A 22,779-nucleotide genomic window follows, 5' to 3' on the forward strand; every position below is an offset into this window, starting at 1 on the left:
ACTAAAGGCGCCAAATAAAGATAGCGGCTGCCAGCTGACAGACATTAGGTGTTATTCTTTAGCTGCAGTCTTGTTTCTCTCAACGGGCCACTCCACAGTCAGGGCACTGAATGTCAGGATCACACAAAATCAACCGTAGCAAAGGGCCTCATTTTACCCCCATGAATTTGCACAGCTCGCTCTAGGCTTTAGCGTGGAAAAGCCATTTTCAGCCTATCGGGGGCATGACCCCTATGTGTTTATCTGTTACGCCCATCGTGATAGCACCGTTGTTTACACCGATTTGGTATCTCTCAAAGAACGAGGTGTGAATGTCTGGTACGACGAAGGCATCCCGGGCGGCACCTCCTGGCGAGCAGAAATCGCAGAGTCTTTAAGGAGGTCGCGCCGTCTGTTGTTCTTTATATCGCCTCGGTCGCTTACCTCCGAACATTGTATGAAGGAAGTGCGTTTCGCTCTGGATGAGTCCATTGATATCGTCCCGATTTTTCTGGAGGACTGTAAACTGCCTGCCGAATTTGCACTAGCACTGGGCGGCGTTCAGGCAATTTACCGAGATTCAGATATCTTATATGCCCAACACCTAGAGGCAGCAGCGAAAGGGAAGTTGGCTGGTGAGTCGTCTGCAGGGCGTCGTCGTCGTGAGAAGAAATCATTCATTACTCCGTTCGCCCTTGCTCTCACCTTACTGGTCTTAGGGGGTATAGCGGCCTTGTACTTCAAACCCGGCAGCGGTGAGATCGGCGAAGCTTCGCAAGCAGCAGCGGAATCAAGCCAGGTGGACCAAGCGTCGATAGCGGTCATGCCTTTTACCAACTTTAGCGACGATAAGGATATGGGCTATTTTGGTGATGGACTGGCAGAAGAAATTTTAAACCTGCTGGCGAATCTGCGGGAGCTTAATGTCTCTGCCAGAACCTCCTCTTTTTACTTCAAAGATAGGACGGTGGATATACCTACCATCGCGCGTCATCTAGGCGTTCGTCATGTGCTGGAAGGCAGCGTGCGTTTCGACGGGGATAGGGTTCGAGTGACTGCACAGCTCATCGATGCGGAGAAAGGATTCCACATCTGGTCAGACTCCTACGACCGGGACATGTCCAATATCTTTACTCTTCAGGATGAAATTGCGGGGGAAGTGGTCAAGAAGCTGGAGATCGTGCTGTCGAGCTCGTCCAAAGGTGTGTTGGCCCGCAAAGTCAGTCTTGATCCTGACGCCTACGATCGCTATCTACGCGGCAGGGACTACCTGCGTCAACCCCACGATGACGAGACGCTATCCAGGGCTGAACTGATGTTTCAGCGCGCATTGGAAATTGCACCGGACTACGCTGATGCCTATGCCGGGCTCTGTGACACGCTGTTGCTCTGGTACCTGGTGGATATGGATGCCAGCCGTTTTGCCGCTTCAGAGGATGCCTGTCTGCAGGCGCAAACCCTGGATAGTCGCGCGCCTACCGTCCATGTGGCACTTGGCAATCTCTATCGAGGTTCAGGTCAATATGCGCTGGCAGAGCGAGAGTTCAATGAGGCTATTTCACTGAACACGTCTGGAGTCGACGCCTATGTAGGGCTTTCCCAAACATTCGCCGCCGCAGGCAAACTTGCGCTGGCTGAGCAAACGCTGGTCAGGGCGATCGAACTGCAACCCAATAATTGGTCTGTTTCCATGGCCATGGGCAAGTACCTGGTTAATATTGGACGCGTTGAAGAGGCCATTTCTTACTTTGAGCGTATCGATAGCCTGCTGCCTGAAAGTGGCGCAGCCGCTAATAATCTTGGCTCGGCATTTTTTCTCACCGGACGCTTTGAAGACGCGGCAGAAGCCTGGGAGCAGGCAATTGCCCGCACACCTACAGTCGATATTTATGCCAACCTGGGAGCCAGCTACTTTTTCCTCCAGCGCTTTGATGAAGCTGCAGCAATGTATCGCAAAGGTCTGAACTTGGCACCCAAACACTTTGAAATGTGGGGCAACTACGGGGATGCGCTGATGGCGGCTGGGGCGCCTGACGATGAACGCGCTCGTGTCTATTTGCGCGCCTATGAACTCGCTGAAGAAAACTTGCGCATTAACCCATCAGATGCCATTACCTTAAGCCTGATTGGCCACTACCTCGCAAGGCTGGGTCGCGATGAAGAAGCTCTGAAAAATGTGAAGTTGGCTCTGGAATTGGCGCAAAAAGATATCTACGTCTATTATTTTTCTGCCATCACGCTCTCCACGCTCAATGAGTTGGATCGCGCACAGCAGGCTGCTGATGAGGCATTGGCACTGGGTTACCCCCAATTCATGCTCGATGCGGATATTGGATTACAGCCATTGCGAGAGCAATTGCGCAGTAAGCAAAACACTGTGCGATAAATAAGTGTTTATCTTCGGAGAAAAATATGAAAATGGATTTTAATACCTTGCAAAGCAAGTGTTGTGCGACCGCCCTATTGGCAGTAGCCTGCATTGGGCTAACAGGCTGCGCACAGCAAAAGTCGGCAGCCTCTGTGGCGAATATTCCTGTCAATATCGTTTTCGATAGCGAGAATTGTCCTGTGGAGGTGCGCCCCAGTTCAGGCGTCAACATCAGTAAGGCGGCCGACCAGCGCATTCTTTGGCAGTCAATCAACTCAGCCGAAGAACCTATCAAAGCAGACTACTGGATATTTTTTGATCCGTTCAAAAATGGGCACCTGAAGTCAAATGGTAAAGGCTTCAGAAAGTCTCCCAAGATTTCGTCCGATGCGCCTACAGGAGTGGAGTACAAGTACACGATCGAGGGTCAAGACTGCAAAGCAAAGCCCTTCGACCCGCGCTTTTTCCTCACCTGAGTCAACAGATTTTAAGGTTCGCTTTCAGGGGCAGCGCCCTCCGCGGTAGCCAGGCCCCTCAAGTTCTCAGCACCTGCCATGCGTTACTGCTGCGGTGCCTCGTGCAGCCCAGCAGGGGCAATTTTGGCAAAATGACCTGACGTAGCTCAGCGTGCTGTTTACATCAGGCGGTGAGGTGCACTTATTCGCAAATTGCGTTTCATTACGCAATTTACAAGGCGACAATTTTCTCACTAAATAACTAGCGCATTTTGCAACTCGGCGTACACTTAAAGCAGTGAACAAAGTCTACTGCCGAGCTTAGGGAAAAGTCGGTTCGAAGACATTCATTTGAGGACTGTGTCTTGGAAGCGCCACCGAAGGTGCGATGAGACCGAATTAAAACCCCAAAGGCTCAAGCAATGAAACACATCAAAAGACCAATTACCCAAACCCAATTTGTTAATTCCCTGTATCAACTCACAGCCGCTTTTTTATGCTCGATGATGGTTATGTCGGCAAACGCAGATGACAGCCGGTTCATCATTCAGGTAGATGAGGCCAACAAAGGCCTGGTCAAAGCACTCTCAAAACGAGCAGGCGGCAGACTAAAACTGGAAGCGAGAGGTTTTTTCGCTGCCGAGTTCCCGGGCCGCTCTTTAAATGATGTTCGTGGTCTAGTGAATAATCCGCATGTCATCAGTATTGAAGAAGACTTCAGACGCTTTCCAATGGGATTTGTTGATGTGGGTGCTAACCCGATGACCTCCCAGGTGATTCCCTACGCTATTATCCAGTCCCAGGCAGATCAACTGCAAAGCGAACTCAGTTCAGGGGACCTCATGTCTCAAAAGGTTTGCGTCATCGACTCGGGAATCGCATTTTCCCAGGGCGAGACAGGCGGCCTTAATAGCGATTTCGACTGGACTGTCATTACAGGCGATAGTGACTCTGGCACCGGTTATTGGGGCAGCGACGGCGGCCCACATGGCACCCATGTTGCCGGCACAATCGCTGCAGCGAACAATACGGTGGGGGTTATCGGGATGGCCCCGGGTGTGCCATTGCACATCATCAAAGTTTTTAACGCTGCAGGTTGGGGCTACTCCTCTGACCTGGCTTACGCTGCACAAAAATGTACAGCGGCGGGTGCAAATATAATATCAATGAGCTTGGGTGGCGGCGGCAGCAATAACGCGGAAAGGAACGCGTTTGATAATTTTGCGGCAGATGGTGGCCTGGTGTTGGCAGCCGCAGGCAATGACGGCAACAATGTTGTTTCCTATCCAGCCGGTTACGAGTCGGTAATGATGGTTGGCGCCAATGATGCTGACAACAATATTGCATCGTTCTCCCAGTATCCCACCTGCACCCAGACTACCGGCCGCGGTAAAAAACGCACCACGGTCGTCAAGGACGGTATCTGTGTAGAAATCTCAGCAGGAGGCGTCAATACCTTGTCGACTTACCCTGCCGGTGGAGCATCGGTCGCGATTGCCTCATTGGACGGCACTTCACTGGCGGTAACCGCTATGGAAAACCAGGGTGCTGCGGAAGCTGCAGTTTACGGTTTCGGGATCGGTGATAGTCAAGATCCAGGTGCGGACGGAAAAATCTGCGCAATAGACAGAGGCAGCATTTCCTTTTACGACAAAGTGTATAATTGCGAGGAGTCAGGAGGCGTTGGCGCTATCATTGTCAACAATGAGCCCGGAGCACTCTCGGCAACTCTGGGCGACGCTAATGACACCTCCATTCCCGCCGTGGGGGCTGCACAAAGCGACAGGCCTGCTGTATTTGGGGCTACCAATGCGGCCATTACCATAGGCGCTGTCGACTTTGGATATATGAGCGGTACGTCAATGGCGACGCCGGCAGTAGCGGGTGTGGCGGCATTAGTATGGTCTCAGCACGCCAGCTGCACCGGAGAAGACATTCGTAATGCGTTGAAACAATCGGCTCAAGACGCTGGAGCGCCAGGTAAAGACCTTTATCATGGATACGGCATCGTCCAGGCAAAGGCGGCCAGCGTTTGGCTGGAGCAGAATAGTAGTTGCGGCGGTGGCGGTGGCGGTGGCGGTGGCGACAACCCTCCCACAGCCAGTTTCTCACAGAGCTGCGCATTACTGACTTGCGAGTTCACTGATAACAGTTTCGATGATGTCGGCATTGCTACTCGCGCCTGGAACTTTGGTGATAGTAATAGCAGCACCCAAGGCAGCCCTATCCATACTTATGCTGAGCCCGATACCTATCTGGTCACACTGACAGTCACCGATACTACTGGCCAGACCAACAGCCAGTCGGAATACGTGACAGTGACTGATGGAGGAGGTGGCGGTGGTAGCGACTACACCGTTGCGACCTACAACGCAGGCCGGAACTGGTATGCCGTAGTGTCATCACCCGATGGCGTATGGGGCAGCTTTGACAACGGCGCAAATTGCAATGGCGGCACCACCTGCCAAAGCAATCAGCAACGTAAGAAGAGCGGGACCATGGTCTTCTCCCCGAGTTCGGGCGATCCGATTACCATCATCTGGTAAGGCCAGGATTTTCTGTTAAAACCGGCTTACGCCGGTTTTTTTTGTCGAGTCTTGTATTAATGAACAACGCTTCGTCACTGGTAGACGCCCCACTCGGGTCCGCGATGTTTTGTCGGGTCGTCCCCGGAGTGATTGGGGCTGCAAAACGCTGCGCCTCGTTGGTATTCTTTGTCGTTCCGGCCGATTGGCTTATCAGTATGCCATGCTCTGTGATGAGAGGCAGCGGTGCCCTGGTAGGGCCTGCATTGGTCGCCGGTGCCGCAGTTATTTATGGCGTCGTCGTGGCGATGGGCCTCAGTTACTGCGCGCCCCATCTATGGTCATTTCAGGATCGAAGACTGCTTACCTAAAGTTCCACTCGTCTCCATAACAAAGTTGAACGTGATGCGCCTCGCCAGCAATTTATACCCAGCTTGTTTATTGAAGATCATAACGATCAGCCTGCATCACTTTCACCCAGGCATCGACAAAATCGCTCACAAATGTTGCGTTAGCATCATCAAATGCATAAGCCTCAGCAACAGCGCGCAATTCTGAGTTCGATCCAAAAATTAAATCCACAGGTGTAGCGGTGTACTTCACAACACCCGTTTTTCGATCGATTCCCTGGTAAATGCCAGGACTGTCTGATTTTCGCCACTGGGTAGACATGTCCAAAAGATTAACGAAGAAGTCGTTACTCAAACGGCCCGGATTGTCGGTAAACACTCCATTCTGACCACCGTCATAGTTGGCGTTTAAAACACGCAGGCCACCAACCAGCGCCGTCATTTCTGGCACAGTGAGGGCAAGTTGATCCGCTCGATCAACCAACATCTCTGCTGGAGAGCGATAGGATCGTTCCACGCTGAAGTAATTTCGAAATGCATCGGCGGTCGGCTCCAGCAAAGCGAATGACGCCACGTCAGTCTGGATCTGGCTTGCATCGCCACGGCCTGGTGCGAAAGCCACCTCCAGTTTGACGCCACCATCATCTGCAGCCTTCTCAATCGCAGCTGCTCCGCCCAACACGATAACGTCGGCTAAAGATACCTTACGTCTATTGGACTGATTAAAATCCTGCTGCACAGCGCGCAGCACAGTTAACGCTTTAGCGAGTTCCTGCGGGTTATTGGCTTCCCAATTTTTTTGTGGAGCCAGCGCGACACGCGCGCCATTCGCTCCGCCACGCATGTCACTGGCACGGAAGCTTGATGCTGATGCCCAAGCGGTCCTCACTAATTCAGACGTAGTCAGCCCGGAGTCCAGAACTTTTTTCTTCAGCTTTTTGATCTCGCGGCTACTAATTAATTTACCTGCTCCAGTCGGAATCGGGTCCTGCCATATCATGGTTTCTGTCGGCACCTGATCACCCAGGTAACGGATGCGTGGTCCCATGTCACGATGTGTCAATTTGTACCACGCTTTGGCGAACGCCTCCTGGTAATCGTCCGGGTTAGCCAAGAACCGTTCGGTGACTTTGCGGTATTCAGGATCGAACTTCAGCGCAAGATCGGCTGTGGTCATCACCGGCGCATTGAATTTACCGTCCACATGCGCATCGGGCACAGCGCTATGCAATGATTCGTCTGTGGGTATCCACTGAATTGCACCCGCCGGGCTGCGAGTCTGTTGCCACTCAAAATTCAATAAGTTTGAAAGATAAAGCGTTGTCCACTGTGTGGGGGCCTGCGTCCATGCACCCTCTAGTCCACTGGTGGTGGTATCCTCTGAGTGTCCTTTACCACACTTATTCTTCCAGCCCAGGCCCTGGGCCTCAACAGGCGCTGCGGCCGGTTCCGCGCCAACACAGTCAGCCGGTTTGCGAGCACCGTGCATTTTACCGAAGGTATGACCGCCTGCTATCAAGGCCACAGTTTCTTCGTCGTTCATGGCCATGCGGCCAAACGCAATGCGAATGTTCTGGGCCGATGCGACAGGGTCAGGTTTGCCCATTGGTCCCTCAGGATTCACGTAAATCAAGCCCATATGGGTAGCGCCCAGCGGGCGTTGCAGTTTGCCATTGTCATCGCGACGATCACTCGCCAGCATCTCTACCTCAGGACCCCAGTAAACCATGTCGGGCTCCCAGTCGTCCGCTCGACCGCCGGCGAAGCCGTAGGTCTCGAAACCCATATTTTCAAGGCCCACGTTACCGGCTAAAACCATCAGGTCTGCCCAGGACAGGCTATGGCCATACTTCTGCTTCACTGGCCACAACAGGCGTCTCGCCTTGTCGAGGTTGCCGTTATCAGGCCAGCTGTTGAGTGGTTCAAAACGCTGCTGACCGCCATCGGCTCCGCCGCGCCCATCCAGGGTGCGGTAGGTACCGGCGCTGTGCCAGGTCATGCGGATGAAGAAAGGTCCGTAATTGCCAAAATCAGCAGGCCACCAGTCTTGAGAATCAGTAAGCACCGAGTCGATATCTTTCTTAACCTCTTCAAGGTCAAGCTTTGAAAACTCCGACGCATAGCTAAAGCTCTCCCCTGCTGGGTTGGAGCGCGCGTCCTGGTCGCGAAGTGGCGATAGATCCAGTTGGTCTGGCCACCAAAACTGATTCGATTTAGCTTGCCCCGGCGCTACTGTACCCATGCCAATGGCTGCCTCTGGTTTGCTGACGGCAGCCGCCTCTGCTAAGAGTGACTGGGGCACGGCCCAGAAGCACAGCGCTCCAGCGATAGCGGATAACGTTAACAGTTTTATATTTTTCATGATCGCGTCTCTCTTGAGAGCTGCGGCTGCAGCGTGATGTCGCTCACCGTCGCTGGACTTAAGCCAAGCCTGACTTCTGACGTAACCGCGTTGCGACACTGGTTGAGGCAGTAGTCCCTGATCCGCATACTTTGACCAATAGACCACTTCCTATTATCACACGCTATCGCTTGTCGGCGTCAATGTATAATTGTTAAATCTGATGATCGTGATAGGTTTTATTAAAACGCCAGCAAACAAACCCTCTATATCCAACCCCTCGTAGCGATAACAGCCTGAAATAGATTGAATATAGTAAGCCAATCTCCGGGACCGTAGCTGTAGTTAGCCCAATTTCCTGGGGCACAGCCTTGTAGACTTACTATGAATAACGAAATGCTCATTGCTACCATGAGTCTTTTAGCTGAACTGATCGAATCCGACATTTATAGCCTTTTGCCGCGGATTACTTCCTTGGCAAAATACTAAGCTTAAAGTGTAGGTCTAATATGTAGGGGCTGTAAATATTTGTAGAAAACTAGTTACTCCATGTGACAGCCGAACAAAACTTATAAACTTGTCCTCTTATTGTTTTTATATACTCGCCGTTTTCACACTGCAGTTTTTTCCTGAGTTTTCCCACCAGTACGTCGATACTTCGATCATACGGTGTCCAGTTTCGACTACTAATAGCGTTGAGCAGAAAGTCCCTGGGAAGAACACGGTTATTGGATTTTAAAAGCGTAAGCAGAATGAAGTACTCGTGACTGGTAAGCTCAGGCGTGGAATTGTCCTTACCAGAGATTTCTTGAGTGAGGCAATCCAGTTGCCAATTTCCAAAATGGGCCTTCAGGTGGCCGGCATCTGACTCACTCCCCGAAGAATTTTCAGTGACGTGATCCAAACGACGCAGGACGTTCCGTATCCTGGCCAGAAGTTCTCTGAAGTCAAACGGTTTCTGGATATAGTCGTCTGCTCCCAGCTCCAGACCGACGATTGTGCGTCGCCAAAGGATATGTCACCAATCGGCCCGTTTTCTAAGAGACACTTTTCTGCCAGTTGCTTCTCCAGTTTAGCCTGCTAATCGCAGGTTGTGTATTTTCCGTTTCGTCATGGTACTGGCTTTCACCAGGGCGCGTTGATCCAGTATCTCGTTACGCCTGCCTTCAAACACGTCGACTGGTGTGACGTTGTCCAGCGACTCGTGATAACGCTCGTGGTTGTAATGATCCACCCACTCGGCAATGGCCTTTTCCAATTCCCACGGGAAGTAGTAATGCTCTAGCTTCACCACATTCTTCATTGAGCAGTGATAGCGCTCGATCTTGCCCTGCGTCATCGGGTGATATGGCGCCCCCGGGTGTGTTCAATTTGGGGTTGATGCCTTCCTTGCGGCACAGTTCAGCGATCGAACTCTCGCCCCGCAGGCCATCCAGGACAATACGGATCTTCTCATCAGTGGAGAGCTTGCGGCGGGTCTTGCGACGGATATCTTTAACCGCCTTCTCAGTGTTGGACATGCTAATAATGGGACTCCTCTGCTTTAGTTTAAAAGTAGCAGAAGTCTCTCTTAGTGAATCAGGCCATTTGGTCCTTCATGCTTTGACGGCGCACGGGCCGAAGTAATCCAATAAAGACAAGTCCTGACCATATTCGACAGGCTAAAGAGTGACTCAATAAAAGCACAACCAGAAACCAGAAAGATCAACTATACAGTTTGACTGACGACCTAAGACAGCGTGCTGCGCACACCTGTCTCTGCCTGGCTAATAGGACTCGTTTTCATCTCGCACTGACACAAATAAATTGCCCATGGAATCTGATGTCACGCTAACGATTATAGGTTTACAACACACCTGGCAGTCTTCAACATACTCATGACCGACCTCTTGCTGGTCTATGAGGACCTCTATCTGCTCACCGCAATAGGGGCAGCTAATAAGCTGTTCTTCTAGTGATTGCATCAGTTCATTACCGCGCTCAAAAACACCGATATATTAGGCCGTCAGTAAGCAGTTGCAACTAAGAAAGTCATCTTGCAGGCCGCTGGCGACACTATAAAACCATAAGCTCTTTCTAGGAAGAGGAAGCGAAAGCAGAACCCGCAGTTACTTAAAGGCACATACCTTGCGCCTAACTGATCATTAGCCTTCGAAACGCTCATTGAGTTCCATATGACCGCAGTTTTTCACGAACACACGTCTCAGCATTGGTTCAAAAAACTCAAGCGGTTTACTATCAAAGCAAGGGTCGAAAGCGCACTGATCGTAGTGCTGGCAAAAATAGATGCAGTCTTCGTAATGAGGACTGTCACGGTAATTTTCACGCGCGTTGCGATCCCCGCCGAGATAGTGATTGTAGTAATGACCCTGAAAAACGGGATGATGTTTGACAATCCAATAGGTCTTTTCAGACACATAGGGTTTGAGGATAGCAGCCGCCACCTCACCGTGGTTATAAGGCGCAACAACATCGCCAATGTCGTGCAATAGCGCGGCAATGATCATTTCTTCCGCAGCGTCATCGTTAAGCGCGCGAGTCGCGGCCTGCAGCGAATGCTGGTAACGATTAATCGGGTATGGTGTCGACTCCTCGTCGAGCACTTTGAACTGTTGCAGCAGCCGATCTACCAGCCCTGCATTGAATTGGGCCTCGTAATCCGAGACGGCCTCCCAGTCTGCCTGGGTCGCACTTTCAAAAGCGGTCCAACTAGCCTTGTATTCTTTGCTCATTTTTTCCTCGACCTCAATTATGGTCAGCATCGAACCCCGCTGCTTTTTGACCATACGCCGACGGCCTTCCCTAATCAAATGGTCGCTCTTGGCAGACTTTCATGGTGCTGCTGGCAAATGTGCTACATCAGAGCGTACTGATAGAGTAACTTCAGCAGGCGAATACCTTTTGCGCTGTAGTGCTCAGTTCAGAGGCTGCCTGGTTATGCTCCGGAACATAGATTAAGACCCCATCAGTAGAAAACGCCTCGCCGCAGCGCCGGTATTCTCATTTCGATCCGCGCGTTAAATGATCAGGGGCATTGCACGCTCTTTGTGCTTGCTATCCACTAAATTAAAGTATGATGTGCGGTCATTATTACCGCTTGATCATTAAATTGGACAGCACTACCCATGGCAAAATCATTCAGATCCATCGGTCTCGCTCGCGAATGTGAATCACCCGAAAACCCCGGCGCTCTGGAAAAACGCGTAGCGCTCACCCCGGAAGATGTGGCAGCACTGGTCGCCACGGGTGCAGAGGTTGCCGTAGAGCACCATGCAGGAGAAGGTGTTGGTTTTAGCGACGAAGAGTATCGTGCAGCCGGAGCGCTGCTTCAGTCTGAAGACAGTATCTATCGTAACAAGGACCTACTGATCAAGTTCAAGGGGCCCTCTATGGCGTCCATCGAAAAGATGCAACCAGGCACCACTCTTTTCTGCATGGCGCACTTTCACTCCTACCCGCAACGTGCAGCTTTATTGCAGGAGCGGCGAATTAACGTTATTGCTATGGAGGAAGTGCTGGAGTCGCCGCGGGTGCAAACCAACACACGGATACTTGGGCGCATGGCGATGAACAAAGCGCTAACGCCATTCATCAAAAACAATACCATTGGCGGCACCCGGGTGCGGGTGCTGGATTGGACCCCGCGGCTGGACAGCGCCATTCGCCGAGCGGGCAACCGTGATCCGCGCTCACTAGACGTGCTGCAGGGCAACTCCAAGCACGATGAACTCACCGCACTGGGCAGTGAAGCACTGTATTTCTACGACAGCGCGAGCTTTCAGGATAACAACGACATACTGCCCCGCCTGCAGGCCTCAGGCTGTCACCTGTTCGATATGCATGAGTTTGAGCAAAACGAGGGCGAGGACGCCATTGCTACCTATCGCGCCGCCCACCCTCCCCTGGAAATGGGCCTGCGTCGCATTCAGTGTCTACATGAGACAGGACGCGCGGGGGCTCGCTATGGCCTGGAGTTATTGCGCAAAAACAAACCCGATCTGGATCTGCGCTATGCCCGGGTAGCGGTACTGGGTTACGGCAACGTCGGCCAAGGCGCGATTCATGAAGCCTATGCCCAGGGCGTCGGCTGTGTTCACGTGCTGGGCCGTACCCATACCGTCAAGGGCCGAATCGATTACTGGCTCAGAAATGCGGACCTTGTAGTCAATGGTGCCGAACAGAGCCCGGCGCTGCGTGGCATCAATTTCCTGATCAGCAACAAGCAACTGCAGCAACTGATTCCCAACGGTTCTGTCATTATTGACCTGGTCGGTGGCAGTGAAACCAATCGCAGCCCGGTGGAACCGGTAATCAATTGCAGTTTCCTGACTGATCCACACTTTGTACAGGACGGAGTCACTGTCTCTGCACTCTGGGGATGGCCCATGATGGGCATGATGCGGGAAACGGCAATTCGCTACTCTGACCAGATCAGGGACGTGCTACTAGGACCCGAGCGACTGGTCGATGGATTAGACACTTTAACCCCGGGAGTGGCCAGGGCACTGGTGTGCGGTCCATTCCAGTAGCCGCGTTAAACAGGTACTGGCGTTAAACCACCCCTGGACATTACGCAGCAATACAGCACACGCACACTGATGCCCGGCACGCAGTGACTTATTGCCTTGTTCATATCGCCGCTAAAAAACATGTCTAATTTTCGGTACTGTACCGATAGGGTGTTGGGCATTACACTGAGCTGATAGACGTTAGCGTGGTTTACATGGCGAACAGGGATTATTCGGAAGCGGCCTTTCTCGATTTTTTACGACAGGGCACCATGGCAGGCCTTATTCGCCCGGGTACGGCCCGCTCACGTAAAAAAGCCGCTGAACAACTGCTTGTACAACTCAAATCTAACGAGCGCGTGGACTTACGTCAGCTCGATATTGACGAGCTCTGTACACGTTTTCACAAGCTGCAGGGTTCTACTATTCGTCCTGAAACTCTGCAGATTTACAACGATAGGTTGCAGGCAGGCTTGCGGGATTTTTTCAGTTGGATCGAAGATCCCAATAGTTTCTCCAGTGACGAGGGTGAGACATCGGAAATACAACTGGTCGCAGAACGCGACAGCCCGGATCAAAGTCGCGCGCGCGAAGAGTTACTGCTTAATCCGCCACGCAGTCCTCATGAAATTTTCCCAGTTCCAATTCGCGAAAATTTGGTTGTGTATATTCAGAACCTGCCATTGGACCTAACACCAGCGGAAGCTGAGCGCATAGCAAGGGTCGTCAGGGCATTGGCCAATCCGGAGGAAGCGGAATGAGCGCCGGGAAGTTGCAACGATGAGGCGTTTTATGGTTTTTGCGCCGCTGCTTTTATTCGGATTGGCCGGCATCTACTTCCTATCTTATTTTTTGCGCGTCGCCTCGGAAGGCGCGGTGCAAGAAAATTTACTACCTGAACTGATCGGTTTTTGTCTTGAAGGCTTCTTCATTGTGGGCCTTTTTTCATTAGTTCAACGGCGCATGGAACGTGATCGCCGACACGAGTTGCGCCAGAGCCTTCGCGGGGCGCTGCGCGACGTGCTGAGCCATCTGGATGTGGCGCTGCTAGAAAAAAATGCCGAGCCCACCAGTTCGCAGGCACTGGAGCGAGACCCTAAAGTGGCCGCAATATTGTTTCAGAAGCTCAATCGGGTGGAATTGAATCTGGATGATATGGCAAAATTGAAGTCCGCTGCCGAGCGTGGCTATGGCGTCACTCGCGATCTGATACCTGTCGCCGCGCAGTTAAGTGCAGAGCATATGCGGTGGTGGCTGGCAATCACCAATAGCGTGCGGCACTTGTCTGAGTCCACCGACCGGGCAGCTGTAACATTCGCAGCGCATAAATTCCTGATCCATCTGGGTGAATTTGATGAACTTCATCTCTGACTAGCGGGTAAAAAAACCATCGCCACTGCGGCTGGAAAGGCGAACACGAGCTTCCCTCCTTCATTAGAATGTACCAACTGATACCCGCACTACTGATACTCCCAAATGGCCTTGAGGGGCTTGGCAATTTTTCACGAACCCTCAGTTACGGCCTTTGTAGCATTAGGAAAGCGATTCTCATTTTTTCTGGCGTATAGGCTGAGAGATTTTTGACTGCGTCCCCCTGTTAGTCTCTTTTATGCAACGGACGGTATGAGGGCAAGGACGCGCTACTTTTCGCAAGCCTACATAATTAAACTGAGTTCCTCTCGCAATTCCACTATGACGGCCTACGCGCCCTTAGCGCTCACTTAGCGAGATATGCACACACGTCTGCTCTCACCTGGAAGCGGTTATGGCTATGCTGGCGCGTTCGGATATGCTCAGACGGCTGTTAAAGACGGCTCGAATAGGCTTAATGCGCCCCAACTGGCCTGATTCGCGACCAACCGACAGGCTGCGCCCAGCCACTAGTCCTTAAATATTTTTAAAGCTATCCTTAGCTTTGGTATGGTCTGAGCGTTACTTGTTGCTCTTGGTTATTGTGATGTAATCATCAATTTCTAAGCGCAATAGCTCTAAAGGTAGCCCTCCACGTGCAACCACAGCATCGTGAAATTCACGAATATCAAAGCTCTCCCCCAATTCACGTTCGGCTTTCTCTCGCAACTCCCAAATGGTCAGCTCGCCCATTTTATAGGCCAGCGCCTGGCCCGGCCAAGCAATGTAGCGATCAACCTCAGTTTGCACATTGTGCAGGGCGAGCGCTGTATTTGAAGCGAGATAATCTATCGCCTCCTGTCGAGACCAGCCCTTGACGTGTATGCCGGTATCAATGACCAAACGACAGGCGCGCCACATCTCCCATGTGAGACGGCCAAACTGATCGTAAGCGTTCTGGTAAACACCCATTTCAACGCCCAGCTTCTCAGCATACAACCCCCACCCCTCACCAAAAGCGTGTGGGTAGAAATTGGTTCGGAACATTGGAGCGGCGTCTATTTCCAGTGCCAGCGCCACCTGCAGGTGATGCCCAGGAACAGCCTCATGCAGCGCCATCGCTGTCAGTTGGTAAAGTGGACGAATCTCGTGCCTGTATGTATTCACCCAGAATTGCCCACCTCGATCTGCGTCCAGGGAGGCACCGACGTACCGAGCATTCGTGTAGTTCGCTGCAATTTCTGCCGGAACGGGTTCGACGGAATAGGGCTGTCGCGGTAGCTTGCCAAAAAAAGCCGGCAAGCGGCCATCAATATCCTTAGCGATCCAGGCTGCGCGATCCAACAGTTGCTGCGGTGACGCTGCGTAAAACTGCTTGTCATTGCGCAAGTAAGCGATGAACTCGGCAAAATTTCCCGCGAAACCGGTGTCGCGAATCACTGCGTCCATCTCCTCGCGAATACGCGATACTTCACGTAAACCTAACTGGTGGATGTCATCTGCGTTGGCATCGTCGAGGGTTGTGAAGTAACGAATCAGTGCCTCATAACGTGCTTTACCCTCAGGCAGTTCCGATGCTCCAAGAGTATCTCGCGCATTCGGAACATATTCGTCTCGCATAAACGCCAACAGGCGCGCATAAGCCGGGATCACCGAATCAGAAAGTACCGCCTGAGCCTGCTTTTTTAACTGCTTTTTTCGATCGCTATCGATTGCCGCTGGAATAGCTTTAAAAGGCGCGTAATAGGGGTGATCTGTAGAATCTGCAATGACCTGCGCCTCAAATGAGGGCAAGATGAAGGGCAGAATTTCACTGGGTTGGGTAAATCCGTCTGCGAGCCCGCGCCGCATGTTTTGTATGTTTTGCTCGATGAAAACTGGCAGCGCCTGCAACCGTTTTAAATAATCTAAATAATCATTTTCTACCCTGAAAGGCATTGCACTCACCACATAGCTGAAATCTGTGTGAAATCCGCTATCGGCTCGGAATGGCATCCGCCATTCATCAAAAGCAGCCAGTGCGACCTTGTGCTTCAATATAAACGCAAACAATTCTGCATTGAGTTGGTCTTCCCCGCTTAAATCGGCAGAGTCGATTGCATTGAGACGATCCAGGTAAGACGACACCTCGATTAAACGCCGTTCCTGGTCGGCGGGGCTAACAGAAGGCACCCGGTCATTGAACTCGAAGATTCCCGATTTTGTTGCAGAGAAGGGATTCTCTTCCATTTCATTAGCCCAGTACTCTTCAAACAGTCCATGCAGCGCCATCGTTTCCGAGGCGAGTGTTAGTTGAGTGCTAAACAAGAACGTGCAAAATAGTACAATTCGAAACATGGCAATTCACTCCTATCTCTTTTATAGGCCCTCGATCGCTATAACGTCAACTGCCGGTTTGTATTAACTCCTCCTATATGGCCCGCTAGTGATAGCCCGTGTATTGCTCGTTTAGTTATGGTCCGGAATATAGGAAGGCGCATTAATTCATTAGCTTACCCTCAAACATGTTTGAGGGTGTCATTGCGTGGAGGCGACCAGGCCGGGGTCGAACTGGGCCATTGCTTCGGCAATTGCACGTTCATAACAAGCCTGGTTCCTGGCGACAGCGTGCAGTGAGAGCGTGCCTGAGGCCCGATGACCTGTAGGTCCACACACTTGCTTTGCAGCGAGCCGTATCCGGCGCTCAACCGCCGCACGGCCTTCCGTCGTATTTAATTCGGAACTCTTGAAGCTCACGGTCTTGGCTGGAATTGCGAGGCCTTTGCTGGTTGCTTCTTCCATTGTGTCCGTCGCTGCAGTTACTGAGTGTGACGTCGTCACAGCCAGCAGCAAGGCAGTGGACAGGATGCTTCTGAACGCGCCTACTTTCATTACTTATCTCCCTCAAAGGTCTGGCTTATTGCCTGTTTTAACTGGCTCGGGCTATGGCTGTGCCGGTATTGAGGCCCAATATGAGGGAAATATGGCGGTATCAAAACGGAGTATCGTTGAGTAGTGGTCAACTCAAGATCAGAGGCTGGTTATTTGCGATGAACCGCGTAAGTGAAGCCCAAACTGCTGGGGGGATAGCGCTATTGGCAGCTATATAAGGAATGAAATTGAGAGCAGTCGCTACCGAAGCTCACTGCCGCTATAGCACCTGGTAGCATCATGGTTGGCTCAGTTGGTAATGTTGGCCGTGAAGCGCCGCTTTAAATAAGCGGCTCGGACGAGAGTTGTGGCTATTAGATCAACTCACCTTAACGACCAACTTGCCAAAATTCGCGCCTTTAAACAGACCGAGAAAAGCCTCGGGCGCGTTTTGCAATCCCTCCACCATATCCTCCCGATATTGTATTTTTCCTTCTGCCATCCATGTGCTCATATCACCGATAAAGTCGGGTGCACGATGAATATAGTTACTGACGATAAAACCTTGCATCTTGATGCTTCGGGACAAAATCATTCCCTGGAGCATGCTCATTCGGTCGGGGCCAGGAGGTAGCTCCGTCTGGTTATAGTGTGCAATAAGACCGCAAACTGGCACCCTGGCAAAGTTATTAAGCAGTGGCATTACGGCTTCCCAACTCGAACCACCAACGTTCTCAAAATACACGTCAATACCTTTCGGGCAGGCTTCCTTTAATTGTGCAGCCATGTCGTCATCGTAGTGGCTTACACAGGCGTCGTAGCCCAGTTCTTTCACTGCGTATTCACACTTCTCCTTAGCGCCGGCAATACCCACCACACGACAGCCCTTGAGCTTGGCGATTTGTCCAACAACCGAACCGACCGCGCCAGTTGAGGCAGCAAGCACTACTGTTTCCCCCGGTTTTGGCTCCCCAAGGTCGAGAAGACCCACGTAGGCGGTTAATCCCGGCATGCCCAAAACCCCCAACGCATAGGATGGCCTGGTAATTCTGGTATCAAGCTTCATCAACCCTTGGCCAGTCGATACGTCGTATTCCTGCCAGCCTGAGAAAGCACTGACTAAATCACCTTTGGCATAGTTGGGGTGATTGGTTTGTACCACCTCACTCACAGTCCCGCCGACCATCACATCACCCAACTCCACCCGATCTGCGTAGCTTTTCCCGGCATTCATTCGGCCGCGCATATAAGGGTCTAATGAAAGATAACGGGTACGCAGCAAAACCTCTCCGTCTCCTACTTCGGGTATTGCCACACTCTCTTGACGAAAATTCTCGGTACTCGGTTTTCCTACCGGCCGCGAAGCTAGCAAGATGCGTCGGTTAACTGCTGGTTCCGCAGCAGCCAGTGGATTGATACTGACGGCTCCTAGTGCCGCAACAGATGCCATTGAAAATTGGCGCCGACTCATACTCATTTATTTTCTCCAGACTTGATTCGTTAATATAAAAATTCTGCAAGCAAGCGCAGACACCACTGTATTGTCTTGTTTTGCGCAATGTCGCCCCAAAGAAACCGCTCCGATGATCAGTTGAAGGACGGCAGCATAAGATCTTTATAATTGGCCAACAATGGACTCTGGATAGCATTATCGAATGCAACCGCGGTGGCATTGAAGCGAACGTTCACGAGAGGTCGATAACTGGGGTGAGTAAACACATAGAGTTCCTTGGCTTCCAGCGCTTCTATTAAGCGCTCGGCGACCACACCGCTTGGCATGCCTGTCTCTACAACTTTTTTCAGCGTGCTATTTAAGCTACTGGCACTTTTACTCTCGTCACCGGACTCATTATTAGTGTAACGATCGTGTTTGTTTCTCTCAGATAGATTGATACGAGTTTGCGTGAAGCCAGGACAAAGGACACAGGCATGAATACCCTCAGGCGCCAGTTCCTGTGCCCAGTTTTCTGTCATAGCCACCACGGCAGCCTTGGTCGCTGTGTAAGGCGTTGCCAGCGGCAATGGCCCAAAACCCGCCATAGAAGCCACATTAACAACCCAGCCACCTTCTCCATGGGACTTCATCAGTGGCACCATCACCTGAGTGCCGTAAACAACGCCCATCAAATTAACATCGATAACCCACTGCCAGGTGCTCGAATCGGTTTCTTCGATCGTGCCCCCTTTACCGCCGACACCGGCGTTATTGACCACCATGTGCACTTTGCCAAAACGCTCGATGCTCTGCTCGGCTACCCTCTTCCACTGGCTAAGGTCAGCCACATCCAGTGTTGTTGCCAGCACCGGGATTCCTGCGCCAGCCAGTTCAGCTTCAGCCACTGAAAGCTGTGTTGCATCTATATCGGCAATAACGATGTTCATACCGCGCTTACCCAAAGCGCGGGCAACCGCAAGCCCAATACCTTCTGCGCCGCCACTAATGACGACTGTTTTGTTTTCGAATATGTTCATAGAGTAGACCTAATACAGAGTTTTTTGAGCCCGCAGACTATAGTTGTCCACAAGAACTGACACAAGCATATATCCTCTGCCCGGTCGGCGCAGTGCAATCTGAGGAAGACCCTGCTGGCACTGAACTGAAGCATCTGACGTCTACGCACTGCAGCCGAAGGCGCCCAGCGACTCGCAAGCGGCATCGGCTTCAACGGTAAAGAACTTTATTACATCTATTGGGAACTCGCCTTATCGACCCACTTAGCCAAAATGCAGCGTCTTGATCTCTTGATAATCTTCCAGCCCCTGAATGCCACCCTCGCGGCCATTGCCGGACTGCCTGTAACCACCAAAAGGCGAACCGTAGTTAAATTCACCCCCGTTTATATGCACTGCCCCTGCCTTTAGCTGTGCAGCAACTCGTTCAGCACGGTCCGCGTCGCCGGTTTGCAGATATGCAGCAAGCCCGTACGAGGTATCATTTGCCAGCTTGATAGCCTCGGCTTCATCGTCGAAAGGCATGATTACCAAAACAGGGCCAAATATTTCCTCACGGGTGACTCGCATAGTGTCAGTGACATCCACAAATATCGTGGGCCTCACAAACCAGCCTGTCTCAAGGCCCTCGGGCTTGCCGGCTCCGCCGCAAAGCACCCTGGCACCCTCGTCAATTCCAACCTTGATCAGGGCTTGCACCCGATCGAACTGAATCTGGTCAAACAGTGGGCCAATGTGGTCGCCCTCCTGGCATGGATCACCTACTGCCTGGTCCATTGCCACCCGCCAGGCTATCTCCAGTGTCTGGTCATAACAAGAGCGCTCGACCAACATACGAGTGGGCGCATCACAGGATTGGCCAGTATTGTAAAAACATTCCAATACCGAGGCGGTTACGCGAGCCTCAAGATCACAGTCGGCAAACACCAGGTTCGGAGACTTGCCTCCCAGTTCCAAAGTCACTCGCTTAACAGTATCTGCAGCATCCCGGGTGATAGCCTTGCCCGCACGTGTTGACCCGGTGAAAGACATCATCTGGACATCCGGGTGACATGAGAGCGCCGAGCCAACCGATGGGCCATCGCCCTGAACCAAATTAAAAACACCGGCGGGATAACCCGCCTCATGAATAATCTGGGCATACACTGTGGCCGAAATCGGGGTGTGTTCGGACGGCTTGAGTATGCAGGTGCAACCGGTCGCCAGCGCAGGAATCACCTTGAGTGCGATCTGGTTAATTGGCCAGTTCCACGGGGTAATCAAGCCACACACACCAATCGGTTCGTACAAAAGGGTGTCAGCATTGGCTAACACATTGCGCTGGTGCTGTGCCTTGAACGCCTCAATATAGGCCACCAGGTGGCCCACCGCTGCGTCGGCCTGAGCTTCGCGCGACATGGTTATCGGTGCGCCCATTTCCAACGTCATCGCCTGAGCCAACTCTTCAAGGTGTTTTTCTGTTACCTCCAGCAGGTTTTCCAGCAACTCGAGTCGGTGTTCTTTACTGGTGCGGGAATAGGTTTCGAAGGCCCTATTTGCCGCTGCCACTGCAAAGTCTACGTCGTCGGAATTGCCCAATACAATTTCGCCCAATTGCTGTTCTGTCGTCGGGTTCAGCACCGCAAACATTTGCCTGGATTGTGGAGTGATCCAGGCACCGTCGATGTAAAACTTGTTGAGATTTTCCATAGGTTTGATCCTGTCCAACATAGAGATATATCTCCGTACCGCTATTTTCTCACCCTGGTCATTGGATTCAGGCTTAGGGCCGAAGCACCCTGTCAGTATAGAACTGAAAATGAGCTAAGCACATGCCTTCAAGCACAGTACTGCAAGTACTCAATAAGATTGTGTGCGTGGAATCGCGATGACCAACGCCGCAACATCAGAGAGGAAATGATGGCGTCAACCGGGAAGTTAGGTGATGAACAGGTTAGCGTCGCGGCGGACGGCATCTCCCTGTTGCAACCTCTGGAGCACTGCGTGCCCCAGAGGACTGGCAAGGCCCTGTGTCAACAGGCCTCGCTGGTTTATTGTGGGACTTGCGCTTGCCACTGCGACGGTGCCCACTCGATTATAACCGCGGCATCCTCATCTAGCAGAAAACCTGCTTCAACTGCCGCCTCGGCGGAATCCTTAACAGCATTCACATAACCCGCCTCATCAACGTAGCGCGTAGCCAGTTCTTCTGCCGCAAACAACTTCGTAGTACCAAATAGCCGGCAAAATCCATCTCCGGTATTTCCCACTCCAGACAACACCGCAGTTGGGGCATCGACATAAGGAGTGCGAATACCCCCTACTACGTTCCCGGAATCATCGAGTTGATAACCACCCTGCTCATTCAGGGCAAGCCGAGGTGCATTGGGCGGCAGTTCGCCAGTGCGCATCCATTGGTCCATATCACGAAGCGCGGTGTTGAACACATAGTGCATGGGGCCTGAATTGAACGGTAAGTCGCAGCTAATAAAGCCGGGAAGAGAGCTGCTTTCGACAACAGCGGCAAAACGGGCGGCCCCGTCGCTGTCGAGCCGTCCCGCAACGATCGTGTAGTAATCTGCATGAGATGTACCGGCGACCTCCCAGAGCAGCACGTTGCCCTCGTCGGGTTGCCGTGCCTCACTAAACCCAAGTTCAGTCACGTCTGTCTCAGTCTGGAAAGTCATCACCGGAACGTTGACATCGTCGCGAATAATCGGCGCACTCGGTGCAGGTATTCCCGCCAGCGGTTCCTGGGCCAAGGGTGCGCTGCCGCCTCCTCTGCTGTGCACAATATATCCATCGTAGGGATTGTAAAGCGGATGAACAGCATTGATATAGGTCACCAGCCGGCTAGCCGATTGTGATTCCCCCAAAGCCAGCAAATAGTCAGCCTCCCGGTCGCCCAAAAGCTCAGCTGCCTCGGGGCCGCGCAGTAGACCGGCAACCTGAGTGAAAATGTCGTAAGAAAAGCTATCACCGGGATGTAACAACTCTCCATAGCGGTCGGGGTTTACCGCTTTCAGGTAAAGCGGCGCGAGACCACCTTCTCTGCCATCAATACCCACTTTTTGGGCGCTAACCCCAATCCAGATATGACCGCTGCGATACATTTCCACGTGCCCTGTGCCCCAACTCGGCGGCGTATCGAAACCGGAGGTTACGTTTAACCACTCTACGATGACGGTGCCGCTAAAAGCTGCTCCCTCCTCGGGCCGCTGGACAACAATACGAGTCCGATAAGCTTGCTGCTCGGCCGGTTCAGCCTCCCAAAAGCCATCAGGCGAAAATTCATTGAGATTCGTAAAAGCGCTAGCCTCACCTCCGATAAAGTACTCTTGATCTTCATACCCAATATCGGACAGATCAAAAGATTGCGCCAACAGCGACAGAGCACCCGAATCAGGCGGCGTCGATACTTCAGCTTGGGCAATGGGTAAGTAGGTCGGCGACGGCTCTGGAGGCTCAGGCTCGGGCTCAGGCAAAGCAGGCGAGTTACTATTGGAGTCGCTGCATGCTGCGAGTACTAGCCCTAATGTCAGGGCAACAGCGAGCTCTGTGATGGAAGAATTTAATAGTTTCATTAGCGATCACTATCCTGTTCTGGGCGCTCTATAGTACCT

The 22,779-nt window shown here is 52.1% G+C and carries 17 protein-coding genes and 2 pseudogenes; 7 read left to right on the plus strand and 12 right to left on the minus strand.

What is annotated here, in order from left to right; all coding sequences use genetic code 11:
• The first annotated feature begins 193 nt into the window (after positions 1 to 193).
• The 4 genes from EYC87_RS11670 (at position 194) to EYC87_RS11685 (ending at position 5,698) form a co-directional block, all read left to right on the plus strand.
• Positions 194 to 2,365 (plus strand): TIR domain-containing protein, encoded by a 2,172-nt coding sequence (locus tag EYC87_RS11670; protein ID WP_279253034.1) that lies wholly within the window; start codon positions 194 to 196, stop codon positions 2,363 to 2,365.
• Between the two features lie 26 nt (positions 2,366 to 2,391).
• Positions 2,392 to 2,823: a hypothetical protein gene (locus EYC87_RS11675; protein WP_279253035.1), complete on the plus strand. Its 432-nt coding sequence runs from the start codon at positions 2,392 to 2,394 to the stop codon at positions 2,821 to 2,823.
• A 401-nt stretch (positions 2,824 to 3,224) separates the two neighbouring features.
• Positions 3,225 to 5,348: a S8 family serine peptidase gene (locus tag EYC87_RS11680; RefSeq protein ID WP_279253036.1), complete on the plus strand. Its 2,124-nt coding sequence runs from the start codon at positions 3,225 to 3,227 to the stop codon at positions 5,346 to 5,348.
• Positions 5,349 to 5,407: 59 nt separating this feature from the next.
• On the plus strand, positions 5,408 to 5,698 hold the full coding sequence (locus tag EYC87_RS11685; RefSeq protein WP_279253037.1) for a hypothetical protein: 291 nt from the start codon (positions 5,408 to 5,410) through the stop codon (positions 5,696 to 5,698).
• Between the two features lie 67 nt (positions 5,699 to 5,765).
• Here the strand turns inward: EYC87_RS11685 and katG are convergent, their stop codons facing one another.
• The 6 genes and pseudogenes from katG to EYC87_RS11705 all read right to left on the minus strand — a co-directional run bounded on the left by katG (position 5,766) and on the right by EYC87_RS11705 (position 10,780).
• Positions 5,766 to 7,919 (minus strand): catalase/peroxidase HPI, encoded by a 2,154-nt coding sequence (gene katG / locus EYC87_RS11690; protein WP_279253371.1) that lies wholly within the window; start codon positions 7,917 to 7,919, stop codon positions 5,766 to 5,768.
• 637 nt (positions 7,920 to 8,556) lie between these two features.
• Complete coding sequence (locus EYC87_RS19485; RefSeq protein ID WP_423243977.1) at positions 8,557 to 8,922, minus strand: winged helix-turn-helix domain-containing protein; 366 nt, start codon at positions 8,920 to 8,922, stop codon at positions 8,557 to 8,559.
• 168 nt (positions 8,923 to 9,090) lie between these two features.
• Positions 9,091 to 9,369 (minus strand): annotated as a pseudogene (locus EYC87_RS11695) (integrase core domain-containing protein); the annotation flags it as partial.
• Between the two features lie 28 nt (positions 9,370 to 9,397).
• Positions 9,398 to 9,538: pseudogene (locus EYC87_RS19490) on the minus strand (transposase); the annotation flags it as partial.
• Positions 9,539 to 9,784: 246 nt separating this feature from the next.
• Positions 9,785 to 9,982, minus strand: a complete 198-nt coding sequence (locus EYC87_RS11700) for a CPXCG motif-containing cysteine-rich protein (RefSeq protein ID WP_007228752.1) — start codon at positions 9,980 to 9,982, stop codon at positions 9,785 to 9,787.
• A gap of 180 nt (positions 9,983 to 10,162) precedes the next feature.
• Entirely contained in the window at positions 10,163 to 10,780 is a 618-nt protein-coding gene (locus tag EYC87_RS11705) for an HD domain-containing protein (protein ID WP_279253038.1), read from the minus strand.
• Between the two features lie 363 nt (positions 10,781 to 11,143).
• Between EYC87_RS11705 and EYC87_RS11710 the strand changes: the two genes are divergently transcribed.
• From EYC87_RS11710 to EYC87_RS11720, 3 genes are all read left to right on the plus strand, one after another.
• Positions 11,144 to 12,547: an alanine dehydrogenase gene (locus tag EYC87_RS11710; protein ID WP_279253039.1), complete on the plus strand. Its 1,404-nt coding sequence runs from the start codon at positions 11,144 to 11,146 to the stop codon at positions 12,545 to 12,547.
• Positions 12,548 to 12,741: 194 nt separating this feature from the next.
• A complete protein-coding gene (locus EYC87_RS11715; protein ID WP_279253040.1) occupies positions 12,742 to 13,287 on the plus strand; it encodes a hypothetical protein in 546 nt (181 codons plus the stop codon).
• A 19-nt stretch (positions 13,288 to 13,306) separates the two neighbouring features.
• Complete coding sequence (locus tag EYC87_RS11720) at positions 13,307 to 13,897, plus strand: hypothetical protein (RefSeq protein WP_279253041.1); 591 nt, start codon at positions 13,307 to 13,309, stop codon at positions 13,895 to 13,897.
• Between the two features lie 561 nt (positions 13,898 to 14,458).
• Here EYC87_RS11720 and EYC87_RS11725 read toward each other — a convergent pair.
• The 6 genes from EYC87_RS11725 to EYC87_RS11750 all read right to left on the minus strand — a co-directional run bounded on the left by EYC87_RS11725 (position 14,459) and on the right by EYC87_RS11750 (position 22,740).
• On the minus strand, positions 14,459 to 16,213 hold the full coding sequence (locus EYC87_RS11725; protein WP_279253042.1) for a DUF885 domain-containing protein: 1,755 nt from the start codon (positions 16,211 to 16,213) through the stop codon (positions 14,459 to 14,461).
• 180 nt (positions 16,214 to 16,393) lie between these two features.
• Positions 16,394 to 16,747, minus strand: coding sequence for a UrcA family protein (locus EYC87_RS11730; protein ID WP_279253043.1), 354 nt, complete (start codon positions 16,745 to 16,747; stop codon positions 16,394 to 16,396).
• 358 nt (positions 16,748 to 17,105) lie between these two features.
• Positions 17,106 to 18,203: an NADP-dependent oxidoreductase gene (locus tag EYC87_RS11735; protein WP_279253044.1), complete on the minus strand. Its 1,098-nt coding sequence runs from the start codon at positions 18,201 to 18,203 to the stop codon at positions 17,106 to 17,108.
• Positions 18,204 to 18,313: 110 nt separating this feature from the next.
• On the minus strand, positions 18,314 to 19,198 hold the full coding sequence (locus tag EYC87_RS11740; RefSeq protein ID WP_279253045.1) for an SDR family NAD(P)-dependent oxidoreductase: 885 nt from the start codon (positions 19,196 to 19,198) through the stop codon (positions 18,314 to 18,316).
• A 243-nt stretch (positions 19,199 to 19,441) separates the two neighbouring features.
• Positions 19,442 to 20,866 carry an aldehyde dehydrogenase family protein gene (locus tag EYC87_RS11745; RefSeq protein ID WP_279253046.1) on the minus strand — a complete coding sequence of 475 codons (1,425 nt, stop codon included), beginning with the start codon at positions 20,864 to 20,866 and terminating at the stop codon, positions 19,442 to 19,444.
• Between the two features lie 341 nt (positions 20,867 to 21,207).
• Positions 21,208 to 22,740: an alpha/beta hydrolase domain-containing protein gene (locus EYC87_RS11750; RefSeq protein WP_279253047.1), complete on the minus strand. Its 1,533-nt coding sequence runs from the start codon at positions 22,738 to 22,740 to the stop codon at positions 21,208 to 21,210.
• Positions 22,741 to 22,779 lie beyond the last annotated feature (39 nt).

This window comes from Candidatus Seongchinamella marina (assembly GCF_026262685.1).
GTDB lineage: Bacteria > Pseudomonadota > Gammaproteobacteria > Pseudomonadales > Halieaceae > Halioglobus > Halioglobus marinus.